At 36.4% G+C, this 16453-nt stretch carries 20 protein-coding genes; 16 read left to right on the top strand and 4 right to left on the bottom strand.

Annotated features, from left to right (window positions below; translation table 11 throughout):
* Window positions 1-121 precede the first annotated feature (121 nt).
* From NC856_RS17290 to NC856_RS17245, 10 genes are all read left to right on the top strand, one after another.
* Window positions 122-340 (top strand): helix-turn-helix transcriptional regulator, encoded by a 219-nt coding sequence (locus NC856_RS17290; protein ID WP_005969708.1) that lies wholly within the window; start codon window positions 122-124, stop codon window positions 338-340.
* Between the two features lie 32 nt (window positions 341-372).
* The gene (locus NC856_RS17285) at window positions 373-687 is read left to right on the top strand and encodes a hypothetical protein (protein ID WP_004713594.1); all 315 of its coding nucleotides are present in this window, start codon (window positions 373-375) and stop codon (window positions 685-687) included.
* Between the two features lie 78 nt (window positions 688-765).
* Window positions 766-1062 (top strand): hypothetical protein, encoded by a 297-nt coding sequence (locus NC856_RS17280; RefSeq protein ID WP_032816176.1) that lies wholly within the window; start codon window positions 766-768, stop codon window positions 1060-1062.
* An 80-nt stretch (window positions 1063-1142) separates the two neighbouring features.
* Window positions 1143-1379 (top strand): hypothetical protein, encoded by a 237-nt coding sequence (locus tag NC856_RS17275; RefSeq protein WP_264091657.1) that lies wholly within the window; start codon window positions 1143-1145, stop codon window positions 1377-1379.
* Window positions 1380-1418: 39 nt separating this feature from the next.
* A complete protein-coding gene (locus tag NC856_RS17270; RefSeq protein WP_004713598.1) occupies window positions 1419-1769 on the top strand; it encodes a hypothetical protein in 351 nt (116 codons plus the stop codon).
* 67 nt (window positions 1770-1836) lie between these two features.
* The gene (locus NC856_RS17265) at window positions 1837-2082 is read left to right on the top strand and encodes an H-NS family histone-like protein (RefSeq protein ID WP_174522189.1); all 246 of its coding nucleotides are present in this window, start codon (window positions 1837-1839) and stop codon (window positions 2080-2082) included.
* Window positions 2083-2922: 840 nt separating this feature from the next.
* Window positions 2923-3687, top strand: a complete 765-nt coding sequence (locus NC856_RS17260; protein WP_004713600.1) for a hypothetical protein — start codon at window positions 2923-2925, stop codon at window positions 3685-3687.
* 162 nt (window positions 3688-3849) lie between these two features.
* Window positions 3850-4110: a hypothetical protein gene (locus NC856_RS17255; RefSeq protein WP_032816202.1), complete on the top strand. Its 261-nt coding sequence runs from the start codon at window positions 3850-3852 to the stop codon at window positions 4108-4110.
* A gap of 168 nt (window positions 4111-4278) precedes the next feature.
* Window positions 4279-4491 (top strand): hypothetical protein, encoded by a 213-nt coding sequence (locus tag NC856_RS17250; RefSeq protein ID WP_264091656.1) that lies wholly within the window; start codon window positions 4279-4281, stop codon window positions 4489-4491.
* Window positions 4492-4679: 188 nt separating this feature from the next.
* On the top strand, window positions 4680-5438 hold the full coding sequence (locus NC856_RS17245; protein WP_264091655.1) for a hypothetical protein: 759 nt from the start codon (window positions 4680-4682) through the stop codon (window positions 5436-5438).
* 78 nt (window positions 5439-5516) lie between these two features.
* On the opposite strand, the gene NC856_RS17240 is transcribed toward NC856_RS17245, so the two are convergent.
* A complete protein-coding gene (locus tag NC856_RS17240; protein WP_004713605.1) occupies window positions 5517-5894 on the bottom strand; it encodes a hypothetical protein in 378 nt (125 codons plus the stop codon).
* Window positions 5895-6514: 620 nt separating this feature from the next.
* Between NC856_RS17240 and NC856_RS17235 the strand changes: the two genes are divergently transcribed.
* Together NC856_RS17235 and NC856_RS17230 are read left to right on the top strand one after the other, a co-directional pair.
* Window positions 6515-7066, top strand: coding sequence for a membrane lipoprotein lipid attachment site-containing protein (locus NC856_RS17235; protein WP_264091654.1), 552 nt, complete (start codon window positions 6515-6517; stop codon window positions 7064-7066).
* Between the two features lie 9 nt (window positions 7067-7075).
* A complete protein-coding gene (locus NC856_RS17230) occupies window positions 7076-7351 on the top strand; it encodes a hypothetical protein (RefSeq protein ID WP_004713608.1) in 276 nt (91 codons plus the stop codon).
* Between the two features lie 141 nt (window positions 7352-7492).
* On the opposite strand, the gene NC856_RS17225 is transcribed toward NC856_RS17230, so the two are convergent.
* Window positions 7493-8593, bottom strand: coding sequence for a DUF6236 family protein (locus tag NC856_RS17225; protein WP_200598944.1), 1101 nt, complete (start codon window positions 8591-8593; stop codon window positions 7493-7495).
* Between the two features lie 753 nt (window positions 8594-9346).
* Between NC856_RS17225 and NC856_RS17220 the strand changes: the two genes are divergently transcribed.
* The 3 genes from NC856_RS17220 to NC856_RS17210 all read left to right on the top strand — a co-directional run bounded on the left by NC856_RS17220 (window position 9347) and on the right by NC856_RS17210 (window position 13262).
* Window positions 9347-10282 (top strand): HamA C-terminal domain-containing protein, encoded by a 936-nt coding sequence (locus NC856_RS17220; RefSeq protein ID WP_032816179.1) that lies wholly within the window; start codon window positions 9347-9349, stop codon window positions 10280-10282.
* A gap of 3 nt (window positions 10283-10285) precedes the next feature.
* On the top strand, window positions 10286-12466 hold the full coding sequence (locus NC856_RS17215) for a DEAD/DEAH box helicase (protein ID WP_264091653.1): 2181 nt from the start codon (window positions 10286-10288) through the stop codon (window positions 12464-12466).
* 442 nt (window positions 12467-12908) lie between these two features.
* Window positions 12909-13262: a type II toxin-antitoxin system RelE/ParE family toxin gene (locus NC856_RS17210; protein WP_264091652.1), complete on the top strand. Its 354-nt coding sequence runs from the start codon at window positions 12909-12911 to the stop codon at window positions 13260-13262.
* On the opposite strand, the gene NC856_RS17205 is transcribed toward NC856_RS17210, so the two are convergent.
* A complete protein-coding gene (locus NC856_RS17205; RefSeq protein WP_004864333.1) occupies window positions 13259-13576 on the bottom strand; it encodes a helix-turn-helix domain-containing protein in 318 nt (105 codons plus the stop codon). The genes NC856_RS17210 and NC856_RS17205 overlap by 4 nt on opposite strands.
* An 87-nt stretch (window positions 13577-13663) precedes the next feature.
* On the bottom strand, window positions 13664-15163 hold the full coding sequence (mobQ, locus tag NC856_RS17200) for a MobQ family relaxase (RefSeq protein ID WP_264091651.1): 1500 nt from the start codon (window positions 15161-15163) through the stop codon (window positions 13664-13666).
* 835 nt (window positions 15164-15998) lie between these two features.
* On the opposite strand from mobQ, the gene NC856_RS17195 reads away from it, so the two are divergent.
* The gene (locus tag NC856_RS17195) at window positions 15999-16310 is read left to right on the top strand and encodes a conjugal transfer protein TraD (protein ID WP_089187381.1); all 312 of its coding nucleotides are present in this window, start codon (window positions 15999-16001) and stop codon (window positions 16308-16310) included.
* Window positions 16311-16453: the final 143 nt, after the last annotated feature.

The raw sequence follows: 16453 nt of genomic DNA, 5'->3' as shown, positions 1-16453 counted from the left end.
GTTTGGCGATTGATCAGATCGCACAATTCGGACTGAGTTCCCTTCAGGTGATCTACTATTTTGCGAAGTTATTTAGCCAAAATCCTAGAATTATCTCCATCGAACAACACAGGAGATAAACATGGTTCAAAACAAAACAGATAAACATCCAAAACTTATTCGGTTGCCCGAAGTAATAAGGAGAACGGGATTTGGAAAGACATGGATCTATACACTTATTAAAGCTGGACGCTTTCCATCGCAGGTTAAAACGGGTTTAAGGTCTATTGCCTTTATAGAAAGTGAGATTGATGCATGGATTGAGAAAATCATTTCTGATTCACGTCCTGTATCTGAATAACAAATATTTTAATAACAACAAGAGGAAATAAAATGAATAATCAAGAAATGGAAAGTATCAAAGAGTTATCCACAAAAACATTTTTTGCTATGGCAAAGTATCTTTATGTGGCTGGAATGCTGATATATAAAGAGCAAGGAGATCATGAGTTAGTCGCATCTATTATGTTAGATAATAATAGAACGGAATCGTATCTTTCACATGTTAAAGATTATCTGGCTAAGCGTTTTGATGGGCATATGGAAGAAGCTGGTAAAAGAGAAAGACTGATTTATGTTGATATGGATAAAGTTATATTGGAGATGAAAAGTGTCCATATAAAGGCATTGCTTTTTGGCATGAGTTAACAACGGCGTATTCGGCCCCGAAAGAGGCTAATAAAAATACAATGAATTAAATAAGCATTTAACTATGAGGATATAAATATGTCTAAAGAGAAGGTATGTGTTAATAAATCAACCGAACTGTTCTATGACCTTGCATGCAGATCGTTTTCCGCAAGCTGGAATATGTTTATGGAAGTTAATGGTGATGGTGACGCCAATGATTATTTGGATGACCCGGATTTTATGAGTCCATTTATTATCCATGTGATTAATCATATTCAGAACAACTTTGAAAGGTTCATTGCCCAAGAAGGAAACAGCGGTGATATTAATCAAGTAAACTTTGAAAAAGTCGCTGCTATGTTAGTTGGGTATTCGGACAACTTTAGAAAGTAAAAACAAATATTTCACCGAAAGGGGCTAACCAAAAGTATAAGAGGAAAATATAAATGGTAAACAACAACGAACAAAGTTCTATGACAAATAAAGTATCTGTAGTTGTAAGCGTGTTGTGTGATGGAACTCCAGAAGTAATGAATACTATTCAAGAGCGTTTTGAAATATTTGTTGCCATTACTGGATATTCAGTAGAAGAAATCATGGATGATAAGAATATACTTGATGAGTTAAATCGATTTATTAATAACGAGCTAGTAGATGATTTGGGGCTGGAGTATGACTGTGTCGTCATCAATATCGGTTATAACAACTAATTTTTTACTGACTATTAACTGAAAAGTGAGGATGAGAAAATGAAAGAGATTGTATTGAACAGTTATGATAAAACAAAAAACCATCTTATTGCTAACATTTTACAAGGGTTTTGTGATGAGATATATAATATTTATGAAAGTGATCCTGAAACAGCAATCTATATTATGAGTTGGGGTAAACTTTCAGAAGTTATTTATGATGTAGTGATAACTCGTGAGGTAATGAAATACTCTATTAAAAATAATGTAGCTGGTATAAATAAAAATGATTTAAAGGATGAAATATTACATTGGCATCTTGATCATATCATTGAACTTGTTTCAAGAAATATAAATCAGGATGGAAATGAAGATCCTGTTTATTGGAAGCTGAAAATGACAGTTGTTTGATCTTAAATATTATGATTATTCCCTCGAAAGAGGGAAATACATGAATGATAAAACCAAGGGTTATAATATGATTGATGAATTCTACGTAATGTATATGTATAGAAAAATCCAAGCTGAAGCGGCTACAACTGATTTAAAAACCTTGAATCAACTGTTGAAGAAGCTCCGCAAGGTAGTAGCGGAGCGCCGTGAAGAATACTATCTGGAGATTGGTGAGAAAAGGGCACAAGAGCTAAGGTGCGAGAGGCTACAAAAAATATGGGAGAAAATGAAACGTGACAGAGTTTTACCAGAAGATCTTATTGACAGGTAATAACCAGTCACAATAACGTATTTAACTGGCGGCTACGCCGCTATTCTTTATGGATAAATCCATCATCAACAGGGGTGAACCCTGTTCCAGCAATGTGATTGTCTTGAACAATCACTAAGTGCTGATTCTGTGAATATATTTCATATGTTGAAGAGTAAATAGCCTATTTTATAAACTTAACACTAAACTCTATCATGGGATCGGTTTTACAATAGAATGATGAAACGATCTAAATCCGATCCTTTTCGATTTTTCTAGCCAATATGAAAACTACCTTATCAAGATGAAAATATATTAATTTCAGTGTTAGGGCGTAGCCGTGCTTCAGCACATGAGCGTTAGCTCATAGAGGGCAGTGATTTTCAAAAAAGATGTTAGTGCAATAAAAAGGAAAGCTTCGCAATGAAAATTATATTTTTTACTTAAAAATAGTCCATCATTGCTAAATGTTGAAACCCCATATGGCGATCATAAAAATCGCCCGGTTTCTTTTAACCCTCTTAAGTATTATCTCTTACTTCTTGCAAAATTAAATTAAGAAAAAATCGGCTTGTAGCCCTTGCGGTATAAGGCTTATGACGAAAATAGGTGACTGACTGTACGGTCAGTGTTCCTGACTCTATAGTCAGTATTCCTGACTGTACAGTGAGCTTTCCTGACTTTGTAGTCAGTTTCTATGTCATTTTATAGATTAAAAATGACTGTGCTTTAAATTATAGTCACTGGAATACTTGCGATTTTAAAAATATTTTCGCAAAAAAATATGCAAAAAAACTTGATATCTGTTTTGTGTATGGTATTTAATTTATTATAAATAAAATAACAATAGGTAAGAATAAAATGAATGAAATAGAAGTTGATTTAGATTTAGGCTTAAATCCTTTTTGCTTTGAGACCGAGCTAAAGATTGAAACAAGAAAAAGAAATCTGACTGTTTCAAGGGGTGCAGAACTTATTGAAAGGAAGGATACCAGTAAAACTTATTTTGCCAATATTGTACATACACAAGAGGTCGATAAAGAAGAGTTCATTAAGCTCTATACATCCCAGATAAAAGCATACTTTGATTTAACGAAAACAGCTTACAAAGTGTTTTTTATCTTTTTACGTATATATCAGGATGCGATTGGAAAAGATCACTTTTATCTGAGTTGTAAAAAAGCAATGTCGCTCGCAGAAAAAATAGATCACTTTGCTTTGTCTGAATCTATTTTTTACAGAGGCATAAAAGAACTTATTGAGAAACGTATTATTGCTAAAACTAATGAAAAAAACTGGTATTTCATAAACCCAGCTATTGTCTTCAATGGTGATCGTGCTCGCTTTGTTTCAGAGATTATAAAAAAGAAAGAAGTAATGGAAGAACAACCCGAACACGTTGCCAGCACTGACCGAAGAAATAAAAGCATTAAAGCAGAAGGTATAGCTATTGAGGCAGTCATAGAAGACGTAAATAGCCAAGAAGATATAGATTTGTTAATCGCAAGATTACAGGCTAAAAAGCACCAAGGAGCGATGATGAGTAAAAGCATGGGAAGATGTAGCGCTGTTGAGGCAGCAACTCTTTTACCACCAGAAGAACCGTTAGATTGGGATAATATTTAAGGGTATTTACACAGATGATGTGTAGTGATTGAGTAAATAAGATGGGCGAGAATGCTTAATATATAAATATTGTATGAAGTGTTATTTGTATAACCTAAGTTAAATTTGATTTTTTTTGAAATGGATATGGTATTAAAAATAAAACAAAAGGAAAATCAAATAATGAATAATATTAAAATCATTTCGCTCTTTAATGCCAATGAACATATACCGTTTATGACCTGTACAGTTAAAGATGTTGAAGAGAATGAGCACGGGATAAAACTTACTCTCGAAAACGACAATAACATCTTTATCAAAGATTACGGTTCATTTTTTCTGTCTGAATCAGCAGATGATTACGATAAGGCGCGAATGGTAAATGTGTATGGAAGATTGATTTCTGAACTCAGCCAAGAAACAATCAGATCACTGATGCCGTAAACCAAAACCATCCTAACACGCCCCGTTCGTTTTCTGGATGAAGTGTTGCGGGGCGAAAACTAAAGCGCCGATGAGTGCGCTTGGCCTGCAAGATCTGTATGAGGTCATAGCTCAAGATAACTTCTTTTCTAAACTGGAACCCTCTGGCGGTATGAGCTTCACACCGATATGGGCTATCCAGTAGCTGAATATTTACATTCTGATATCAGAATAGCTATAGAGCCGATAAACCTTGCGCACATCCGAGATCTGACCGATGGCTATGTGGTAATGCTCAGGAACGGTGAGTTCAGGCATGAGATAGAGGGCGATCTCTATGAGGCGTTATCTCAAGCTGTTGATAGGCTTAAGATCGCTGTTGCATTGTATGAACAAGAATGAAAGCGTTATGTAGTAGTAGTGAAAAATTTTGCTTCCCTCATTCGATAACATATTGTAACGCTTCTTTTTAAGAATAAATAATAGTATTATAAGTAATGTTTAAAAAAGTTTTCTGAGTTGAAAATGACAATCTTATATTGTTTTTTTAGCAAAGCATTATTACTTTCACTCTTGGTGATTTTATATATATGACTTCTAAACTGTCAGGAACCGAGTTGTTAAAACTCCAAAAGTTAATTCTTGCTAATTTTAATACTTCAAATTGGCAAGAATTGGCAGCATTAACTAATTATCTTGATGAGGTTGATAATCACCCTCGTCTGCTGAGGAGCCTTAGCTTTGGTGATGATGATTATAACGGGTTAGCACTAACTTTTTTGAAGAAGTTTATTGGCCCTAATGATGAAAATTTAGATGTTGTTAAACATTATATATTTTCTGAGTGTGAATCTTCAGGAGAAGACATATCGAGTAATAAAAGTACTGGCAGGAAAGTTGTTTTTTCACCTGATGTATTTAATCTTCCAGATGAGGATATTGATCCTAATTTAGTATCGGTTATGATGCCATTCAATCCGTCCTTATCTCAGGTATATAACTCGATTCAATCAGCAGCAAGACGACAAAGGTTTTCATGTAGTAGGGCTGATGATATATGGGAAAGCTCAACGATCATCCAAGATGTATTTTCTCTTATATTTAGGTCTTTTATTGTTGTATGTGATTTCTCTGGGAAGAATCCTAATGTGTTCTATGAGGCAGGGATCGCCCACACGTTGGGTAAACATGTTATTCCTATCACACAGTCAGAGAATGATATCCCTTTTGACCTGCAACACCATAGGTATATTAAATACCTTAATAACTCTGAAGGATTGATTCAGCTAGAAAATGATTTGTATTCAAGATTTTTGACTTTGAATAAAAAGCGAAAGATATCTTGGTGACGATATATTTGAAAATACCTGACTCATGAAATATTTTTTGTAAATATATCAGACTGAGTCAGGCATAGAGCGAGTATGTTAATCTAACAGGCCCTTAGAAACTTTACTCGCCGTCTGACTAAAATTATATCGGTCAACAACATTCCCCTTGAACCAGATCTCAAGGGAGTTCATGTGAGCCGTGTTGCTGTTCTTCAGCAGGGCCAGACCGGGGATGTAGTTCGAGATCTTGCTTTCGCCTGACATGCTGGAATAGGACCACATTTCCTGACCATCATTGGTGGCTCGCGTCTGTGGTTCCCCGAATGCGTTAATAATATCTTGCTGGGTAGTTTTTCCTTTAACGATTTTGGCTTTTACGGTTTGTTGGGATTCGTCTTTCAGGGATTTGTTGCCGTAGGTAGTGCAAGCAGTAAGCGGCAGGATCATCAGTGCCGCGATAAACAATTTTTTCATGTTAACTCCATATAAACAGTAAAACGTAAAAATAGGCGTAAAGAGTTCATAACCAGCGCTGTATTGTCGCTGGAGATCAAAAAAGTTGTGTCAATTGATAGTGAAAGAAGCCTATGACCTTTTTATTCAATCAGCGGATGGCATCCTTCATGGTTGTTTCCCTGATGTTGCATTATTCAAAGCTATCTAAAGGCCATAAATCGACATTACCCACTTGCCTCATGGTTCAACGCTCTATCCACTTGAATCAGCTTGTAAACTGTCTGGTGGTCCTCTGGTTTACTTTACTCATTAACGATTCCTCTAGCAAGAAAATGATCGATATTGCAGATCGATAGCAATTAATTGATAGGTTGTAGCGATTGAAAGTAATTTATCGATCGGTATTTTAATTGATTAAATCGATCGATAAAGACTTAACAATAGGTATTGTCTATTGTTGTTTTGATTTTGATCGTTACAAACGATATGACGTTCCACAAAAATAATTGAATCCTATCAATTGGTTAATCAGGTGGTTTTGCTTCGTTATGTCTGTCAAAACAAGCTGTAACGGCTACTGGTGCGCAGCAGGCTACCTCTACATAACAGCATTTTTGATTATCGGGATGGATAGGAAGATGAAGAAGATTTTGCTCGTTGCTGGCACAGCACTTGTTCTGGCGGGATGCGGTGAAAAAGGCGACTTTGAGAAAGCGATCAACGCGAAAATATCACAGTCAAAGCTGTGCTACTCACTGCAGGACAATGACGTTGTATTCAACAAAGGTTTTCCGGTTAAGGTTAACTGTGGCTACCGTTCTGCCGGATACAGTGCCAGTGATGAAATCTTAAAAGGTCTGGCTAATCAGGGACTGCTTGATGTTTCTCAACAAGCTAATGGTTTCAGTAGTGTTGATGTTCTGGAAGTAACAGACAAAGGACAAGAGGTTGAATTTTGGAACCGTCAGGAAGGTGCCTGTATTGGCCATCGTGAAGTTGATGAAGTGAAGGAATGGACCGAACCGGGAAGCGGTAATCAGAAAGTTGTTCGCGTGTCCTATACATGGAAGTTGGCGGATGTTCCTTCATGGGTGGACAAAAAAGCATTCTCCAGCGTCAAGGGTATGAATGAACCTGAAGAGGGCATGATTAATCTTGTTAAAACCAGCAATGGCTGGAAAGCGATTTAAGGCGCTATCATGGGAAAAAATACAATCCAGTGTCCGTTTTGCCTGAAAGAGAGTCAGCGCGGTGTTCATGTCTGCACCGGCTGCATGGCGACTGTTTTATATGGAGCTTACCCCGGCTGGTATGCTGCTGTGGTTATATTACTGACCATTGGCCTGTCTATACTTATCGGAATGTCTACAGGTATTGCAGGTGCTACCATCAGCTTACCAATCATTGCAGCTGTTGGTTTTGTCGCAGGTAAGGCAATTTTTTCTGATAATGTTGTTTTCAGGAGAAGGATGTAATTTTAATACCGTTTTTAAATTTGAATCATGGATAATCATGCAGGTGTGGTTTTTAACATGCCGCGGATTTTCTCCAAAAAATCGGTCATAAACTGTACGCTGAGAGGTTTATATTTCTCAGCGTATTTAAATTGAATAATATTACCACTGATTATTAAGTGATAATAAATATGAATATGGATTGTCTATTTTTACCTTGTTTCGCTGCTGGGATGACAGAACTACAGATGCTGTTAGGGATATTCCAGCTCCAACTAATAATGCAACGGCACTTGGCATTCCCGCATAGATTGCGACGGAAGTTGATGGTGCAGCAAAGAAGGATACCTTCAATAATCCATTAATTCCGGAATCCCACCTTTGTGCTTTTAATGATGCTTTTAAACTGTTCAATGCAGGCAAGACATTTACCTGATATTGATCGGCTACAGCTTGCCGTAATGCTTCTATAGGTACGTCTTTCGGAATGTCTGATGTAAGTCGTGAAATTTCACGACGGAAAATAGATAGTTCTTCCTTGTGATCATTCTTGAACATCAATATCTCATGGACGGTTAAATTATCAGGCAACGATATACCCTGCAGTATGAGGTCAATTAGCAAACTTTGAGTGAGTTCAGGTGGTAATGTACGTCTTGGGCCAGATGCCTCAAAATGGCGACCAACTCGTCTAGCTGAATTTCTCTCTAGTGGGTTTCCTTTACGCACTGCGATTGCTAATTGATCTGCTGCTGAGGATTCAGTTACTAACCCTAGACCTAATCGATCTGATAATTGAGTGGCAAGTAATGTCATATAAAATTTTGCAAAAGTAGGTTCGACGTGAAGCCATCCATCATCATCAAGACCTCTCTGAAGCATCTCAATAACACTGTATGGAAATTTTTCTGGATGAATTTGTGCTAACCGAAAAATTTCATTCGGAATTTTTTCATTATGAATACGGGTATCGGGATTTGCATCAACATTGTAAATAAGACCTGCGGAAGCTGGATCAGTAAGAAAGGTAAATACTTTCTCTGTTAGTGCTTCAATCTCTTCCATATCTGATGACACACGTATAGGTTGAAGAACACCTTCATCACTAAGCGTCCGAGCGAAATCATTCGAATAGGGATCACGATGAGAGATTGGCACAATAGTTCGAATTGAATCCCAGAATAATACGGCATTACGCAACCACTGCTCATTCTTAACGTCGATGTATGGGTAGTACAGTGCTGATGTGAATGCTATAGCCATTATAATCTCTCTATTATGTTAATTAGTCGGGTAATTTAATTTTAAATAAACATTGAGGGATTTCATGATTTTCTGAAAATCATCATGTAAACCAACAATTAGTTAACTATTTTTGTAACATGGCGAGAATTTTGCGTGTAGATTGCCTGAACATTACTCAGATCCTGCTTAAGAAAAGTTATCCTCTACTGAGTTGATAAAGTTGTCAATATCGCACAGTCAGTGTCCCCTATAAGAATGAAAATCCGAAAGCCTCAACTTTGGCACTGGTACTTTGATCCTACCCACCATTAGTGGACACGCGACTACGTGAGTAAATTCTCAACCAGTGTTAGCTCATATGACAAAACCCATCTGAACCAGTAAGAAAACCTGTAAGCAATATACACCAGAACTCCGCGCTGAAGCCCTTAAGCTGACCGGGCATAACCGCCGAAGCCCGTGAACTCAGCCTTTGCGAATCATGATCCTACCTGCGAAATGTGGACACCGCCCTAAGCGAGTGAACTGTTCCGGCTTGAGCCTATACTTTAGGTAGCAGATATTCGATTTTTAACGTCTCAGATTTGCAAATTCTCAATTATAAAATATCGATACAAATCATACCATTAAACTTGTAGGTTGAAGCTTGTACTGCATGATTGCTGTGAAAATAAACAGTATTTGTGTGGCGAATTTTTAGTTATACTATTCAATAGGTTAAAAAATTATCGAATGAAATTATTTCTATGCAATAAATAATATGGACAAATAATGGGACCATTCAAAGCGCATGAAGTAATCGAAGAAAGAATGAGAGAGCAAGTTTTATGTAGTTACTTGGTAGGTTTTGATATTAATGATACAGGTGTATCCTACTATAGGATGGATCCTTTGATTATGAAGATTTTATCGGCCCTGCATGAGTTCGCTTATGGGTTCCACGAAGGGGAGCAGACAGATAACACACAAACATTATCTAAAATAATAGATGCGGCTCGTTCAATTTATAAAATTGATGAATATCAGAAGGTTAAAGATATTTATCTGAATTCAGGTGAATTGACTGACGATGTTGCTAATAAATACCTTAAGCGAGGTGAATTTGGTGAACTTATTCTGCATCTGATTTTGAGAGATTTTCATAATACGCTCCCACTTCTTTCCAAAATTTATTTCAAAGATTCTATCGGGCATACCGTTCACGGGTTTGATGCCGTGCATATCGATCCTGTCAATAAAACCCTCTGGCTAGGTGAATCTAAGTTATATATTGATCCCAAGAAAGGTATTGGTGATTTAATTAATGATGTTGAAGAGCATTTTAAAGCTGATTATTTAAATTCTGAATTTAATTTGATAGCGAAAAAAATACGCCATGTACAAAACTCTCCAGAATTAGAATATTGGTTGGACATTTTATCGACAGGTGGGAAACTATCAGATAAGCTTACGAAAATTAACATCCCGCTGCTATGTACCTATAGCTGTGATTCATTTTTAAAATATGATAACGAAAAATCACCGGATTTTTCTGCTTATTATGAAAATAAAATACTTATGCTAAAAAAATATTTTGATGAAAATTACAAACATCCTTTAAAAAATCATTTAAATATTATTCTTATGCTTTTTCCAGTGAGTAATAAAATAGAATTAGTAAAGAAACTTCATCAAAAACTATCATTGATTCAGCAGATTGGTGGTTGATATATGAATGAGCATATTGGGAATGGAAGTGACGCCCTATTCGAATATACTTTTAGTGAGTATCAAAAATGTGCTAGGTTACTAATATCAGATGAGAATCAGGGGAGAGATGAATTAATAAAAATTTTAGAAAAGAAGAATGATTATTCGCGAATATTAGATGGTGTTTTAGCTGATCTAATCGAGTCTGCAGGTTTTTATCCTTATATAATAAAAAATGATTTAACACTATCCTCATCATCGCAAAAAATAAGGTTTGAAAATAACAGATCAATAAATATCAAAGATAAAGTATTTCATGATGAACAAAAATATTTACTGGGTCTAATCAATTCAGAAAAAAATGTTATTGCAAGTGCTCCTACAAGTTTTGGGAAGAGTCTCTTAATAGAGGAAATAGTAGCATCCAAGAAATACAAAAACATCATTATTATTCAGCCAACTCTAGCTTTACTCGATGAGACGAGGAAAAAGATTTCAAAATATTCCAATGACTATAAATTAATTGTAAGAACGAGTCAGGCGTTTTGTTCAGAAGGAAAGGGTAATATTTTTCTGCTGACATCTGAGCGAGTTAATGAGTATAAAGACCTTCCTAAAGTAGATTATCTAATTATTGACGAGTTTTATAAACTTAGCTCTAAGAGGGATGATGAAAGGCATCAGTCTTTAAATAATGCATTTATAAAAATTTTTAAAAACAGCACGCCAAAATTTTACTTTTTGGGGCCAAATATTGATGGCATAACTCCGGGGTTTGCTGATAAATATAATGCTGTCTTTTACCAAAGCCAATATAGTTTAGTTAGGTGTAATGATTTTAATATATATAAGGATTATGCTGATTTATTCGGTTCTCGTGGAAATAAGGCAAGGTTTAAAGAAAGTATTTTATTTAAATTGATTTCTGGACGTTGTGATGAACAAACAATTGTTTATTGTGCCTCTCCGAGTAAAGCAAGAAGACTCTCAAGAGAGTTTGCTAATTTTATTCAAAAAAATAAATCTGGAGAGCTAACTCATAACCCTCCGCTGATAGAATGGATCGAGAAAAATATCTCTAAGAGGTGGTCGTTAATTGACTCAATAAAACATGGTGTGGCATTTCATGATGGAGCACTCCCTAGACATATTAGTTCATCTATAATAGATTATTTTAACGAAGGCTTGATAAAGGTGCTTTTTTGTACTTCAACAATCATTGAGGGAGTAAATACTAGTGCTAAAAATATAGTCTATTTTGATGAAAAAAAAGGGAAGGACTTGAGTATTGACTACTTTGATTATTCAAATATCAAAGGTAGAGCTGGAAGATTGATGGAGCACTATTCAGGAAATATATTTAATTTTAATCCTCCTCCAGAAAAAGAGGTGATATACATTGATATACCATTTTTCGAACAAAACCCGATTAATGAGGAAATTTTAATCAACCTTGATGATGCTGATATAAAAAATAAAAATTCAATCGAATATAATTTCATATCATCATTACCCTTCGATGAAAGTGTTTTATTTAAAAATAATTCTATAAACATCCGTGGACAAAAAAAACTTCTTGATTATTTAAAGTCCAACATACGTGATAATTATGCACTGGTTGCATGGTCCTCTACACCAAAATATGAACAGTTAAAATTTTGTGTACATTTGTGCTGGGAGTATTTATTAAAAGATAATGAGAAAAGTAACCAAATGTCCGCCGAAAGATTAACTAAAGTTACTTTTGATTATGGCTTTTCCCAAAATATACTAGAGTTAGTGAAAAATACATATAACTATAATTTAAGCAAGTCAGGGAAGATGAATGATGAAAAAATAATAAAAATAATAGATGAATCGATAAAAGATTCTTTTTATATATTGCGTCATTGGTTTCAATATAAACTTCCAAAGTTGTTATCTGTATTAAATGAATTGCAAACGTATGTCTGTAAACTTTTGGGTTTAGTACCCGGAAATTATCTGTATTATTCATCCATAATAGAAAATGATTTTATACCAGAACATTTAAATATTCTTATAGAATATGGGATTCCTAAGTCGGCAATACAAAAAATTGCGAAATTCATACCCGATCACCTAGTTGATGATGAGGTTGTTCGGTTGATATCAAATAAAAAATTGTATGATTATAATGAATTAATAGATTATGAAAAAAATATCATTAAGAAAATGTTTTAATATACAGATGTTCTTAAATACCTGCACCGAATACCGCTATACCTACCATTTACTAATGGGTGGGTTGCGTATGGGCAACACATCTCAAACCCGATGCAGCACGATTAGGTATAGGAAACATAGGTATAGGAAACAGCGCTGATGCCTTTCCCTGCTTGTGTTGGCCGAAAGTGGAGCACTATTCCGCTCAGCTATGTAGAGAAATTTCTCTCTTGTATATTTGACTACCAGCAAAGTGAAACAAGTGAACTCGCCACTCGGATGAGGTTTCACCTTTATCCTTTTACCCACAGGAGCGCATTTAACTGAATTTGTTTGCACGGTTGTAGGATGATTTTCTGGGAGTTATCTTCCATCGATATAATTTTGTTTCTCAATTAGATATAGTAAATAATGTGGTTTTATCAACAGACGATCATAAAATTTCTGACGAGGGGCTAACTTGAAAAAATTTGCATTTGTTAATGATGCTGCTGAGAGAGAATACAAAGCACTTCCTGCTGATGTGCAAGACGATTTTGGAAAAGATTTACGTCGTATTCAGTTCGGTCAAGATCCTGAATTACCTATTGATTTTATGGATAGCATTGGTATAGGCGTTATCGAACTAAAAATAAATGGAAGCCCGGCATATCGATGCACCTACGTCACTAAGTATCTCGATACCGTGGTAGTTTTGCATTCCTTTGAGAAAACTACCAACGGTGTTGATCGGCAGGCTAAAAAAGTAGCAGAAAAACGACTCAAGGAACTTATGGCCGATGTCAGAGGGGCTGAACGCTGTAAAAAACGTTAAGCTGCTGCCTCGGTTTCTGTAATTGCAATTGATGCCTGATGCAGACTTGTCATTGACATTTTAGCTCGGAAACCGAGGGCATCTAGCATATCGAACATGGCATCAACAGTGAAAAGCTCAATTTTTGCATTTTTCAGTTCTGATACACGGGACTGGTTGATGCCGAGTTTTTCTGCCGCTTCTTTTTGCGTCCAACCTTTCTCTTTGATTAGATTGATAATCATGATCGATAAATCCATTTTCATTGCCATTTTGCTAGCAGTTTCAGCATCATGTGTCACATGGAACGGACTGTCATAGAATTTTAAAGCCATACACACCTCCTGCTATGAATGAGTGGATTATCTAATATTTTAGATAATTTGTCAAGTCGACTGGACAATAAGTGGACTGCTTACTGATCACTCTTTACCTCGATAACTGGGTGGTCTCAATTTAGGCAGCGGCTTTTTCCTGTCTGCAGCAAGTGTTGGTATGTAGTCGAGATTGCTATCAGGCTGCACTGGCTTAACCGGACGACTTGGGAAACGGCTGATCTCATCCGGTGTTGGTTTATAGTCATCTTGGTTAAACTTGGCTTTTTTCTCATATTCAGTGCGAGAGATATGACGGCCTAATACCTCGTCAAAGACGTAGTTTTCAGCAATACGTTTATCATGTTCTTCACTGATAAGATCAATTTGGGATTTGTTTGCTTTAGCCCATACAAACTTCTGTTTGAAAAAATCTATGACAAGAGTTGTGAAGCGTTTAAAAATATTATCCTGACGTCGAATGGCCTGTGTCCTCTTAACACGTTCAGGGGCGCTTCTGGATTCCCTGTTTGGGTTTTGAGAGGAGGATGTTTTCAGGATAGTATTTGTTCCAGAATCAGAAATACTGACTGATGGTTTCTTACCTGCAGCGACCTTACTGACTTTTGTTTTATCACGGTAAGATTTAACGCCACGCATACGAGTATGAGGAGCTGGTGCTACCAATACAGGTCTCTGATTCTCATCAGTAGAAGAGCCGGAGTGTGTTTCAGGTAATACGATTTGTTCTGGTTCAGCAAGAGCAGCCACGGTGAAGCTTCTGACATCAACGACGATTTCAAGATCAAGTTCACTGAATGTTTTATAGACTTCAACCGCTTCCTGCTTCGCTGCATCACGAACTGTCTGTTCTGCGGCTCTTTGCTCCTGAGCAGCCTTACTACGCCATTTAGCGCTGTGGATACGTTTCATTGCAGGACGATTTGTTTCAGCGGCCTTAGCAAGCCATAACGCTTTTTCTTCATTATCTAAAGCTACTGCTGCTTTTTCTAACGCTTCCTCATGCTGGGCCTGAAGAGAACGATGATCAATACGTTCTGATGAACCAGCAGCAGCAAGATAGCTGTTAGCCATTGATGCCCATGATTCACGCCAAAGGACAGACATTTTTCGGTCATTCCAGCTTCTTTCTTTTTTACCAAAACCCTCCGGGCCTATGGTTTTTAATGTCAACATAACGTGAGCGTGTGGGTTGTCGCTATCAAGATCATGAAAAGCGATGTCAGCAATCATTCCTTTTTCTACAAAATTTTTCTGACAATACTCAAGAACAAGCTTTTTCTTATCATCATTGGTTAGCTCTGCGGGGATAGCGACATCGAAATAACGGGATGTTTGACCATTGTGCTGGCGCTCAACTCTTTCAACTTCATTCCACAATGCTGTAGAGTCTTTTACGATGTGTTCTGGTGCATTAACTGGAGCTAATATGAAATGCCCATATAAATCAGTACGGCGGCTATAATCATACGTATCACCTGTTCTTTCATCTGTTATGCGTGTACGAGCGTGATAAGCAGCCTTCGCAACGGAAGACCTACCTTCTGAACGTTTCACAATTTTAAAATCAAGATGAAAAATAGCCATACAATAAAAACAACCTCAATATAAATTTAAATATCAAACTAAAATATAAATCTCCAATGCGACTATGCTGGTTTTAGTTTTTCGCAAGAAAAACTCTGATGTTGACGTTGACCTTGTTTCCCAAGGAAACGGTGTTAGCCTGCGGCAGGCAACCGTCGGTAGACCCCACACACTGCGTAGCAGTGTATGGGTGGGCATTGCTTTATTTTTATGTCTCCTAAAGGAGCTAAAAATAACGACAATGTTTTAAGTTTTTCTATAGTTAAATAATAACTCTAGTTTTACAGACTGTGAAATTAACAGGGCTAGAATCGGATGAACGGCTGAGGTAGCGTAGTTATATTGAATATTTTTTTTAGATAGCGCCCGTAAGGGCAAAAGTGGTTAAATTAGTCTCCCGCCGTAAGGCGGGAAAGTGAAATTTAGATAAAACAGTGAAAATAACAGACATTTTCCCGTGTTGCACAATTCACAGGTTAAGATCATGAATCAGAGTTTAAAAATAACGGGTGAAATATTTTTCATTGTTTTGATAAAATAAGTAACGGGGAGAGTATCAGGTATTTAACGTTAGTAGTTGCACTCGTCTGTGTGGCATAATTTTATTTTGAGCTTACTGATATCTCATTTTTAAAACCAAAACATAATTTTTTCGGGATGAATCCTATCATTAACAGGGATGAACCCTATTCCAGCAATATGATTGTTTTGAACAATCATCTCGCGCTGCGTTATTTAATCTGGAATACAAAGCATTCAACCTTCTGTCTATGGTTTGACCTTTTCCTTTTTTAATTGTATTTCATATTTTCAACAACTAAAAGGAGAAGTAATTATGAGTGATAATGATAAAAACAGAAAGCCAAGAACAGAAAAAACAATTAAGCAAAAAATAGCATCAGCTCAAATGCGTCTGAATCGCCTTAAGAGTAAAGAAAAATCTCTATCCAAGAGCGCTGAGACACGCTTAAAGATCATTTTGGGTGCTGAAGTGGCTAAAGCTGTTGGCTGCAAAGTAGAAGAAGTGGATAAAGAGCTAATATTAGGTCTAATATTACAATCATCGAATATTAGTGCTGAAGATAAAGCAAGGTTAAAATTACGAGGGGGAAGGTTTCTTGAGGATATGGTTGGTAGACAGGAATGAACTATTTATAACTCCCAGCCCAATGGGTTGATTTAGTGATCCCATGTGTGGGTATAGTAGTTTATAGAGCCTGTCCGTAATTCTGTGTAACTGCCATCGTATTAAAGGTGAGCGCTCAGGCGGTCACCGAACTCAATAATAAA

Source organism: Brenneria izbisi, from assembly GCF_025840185.1.
Classification (GTDB): Bacteria; Pseudomonadota; Gammaproteobacteria; order Enterobacterales; family Enterobacteriaceae; genus Brenneria; species Brenneria izbisi.
This window is presented reverse-complemented; position numbering and strand designations above follow the sequence as displayed.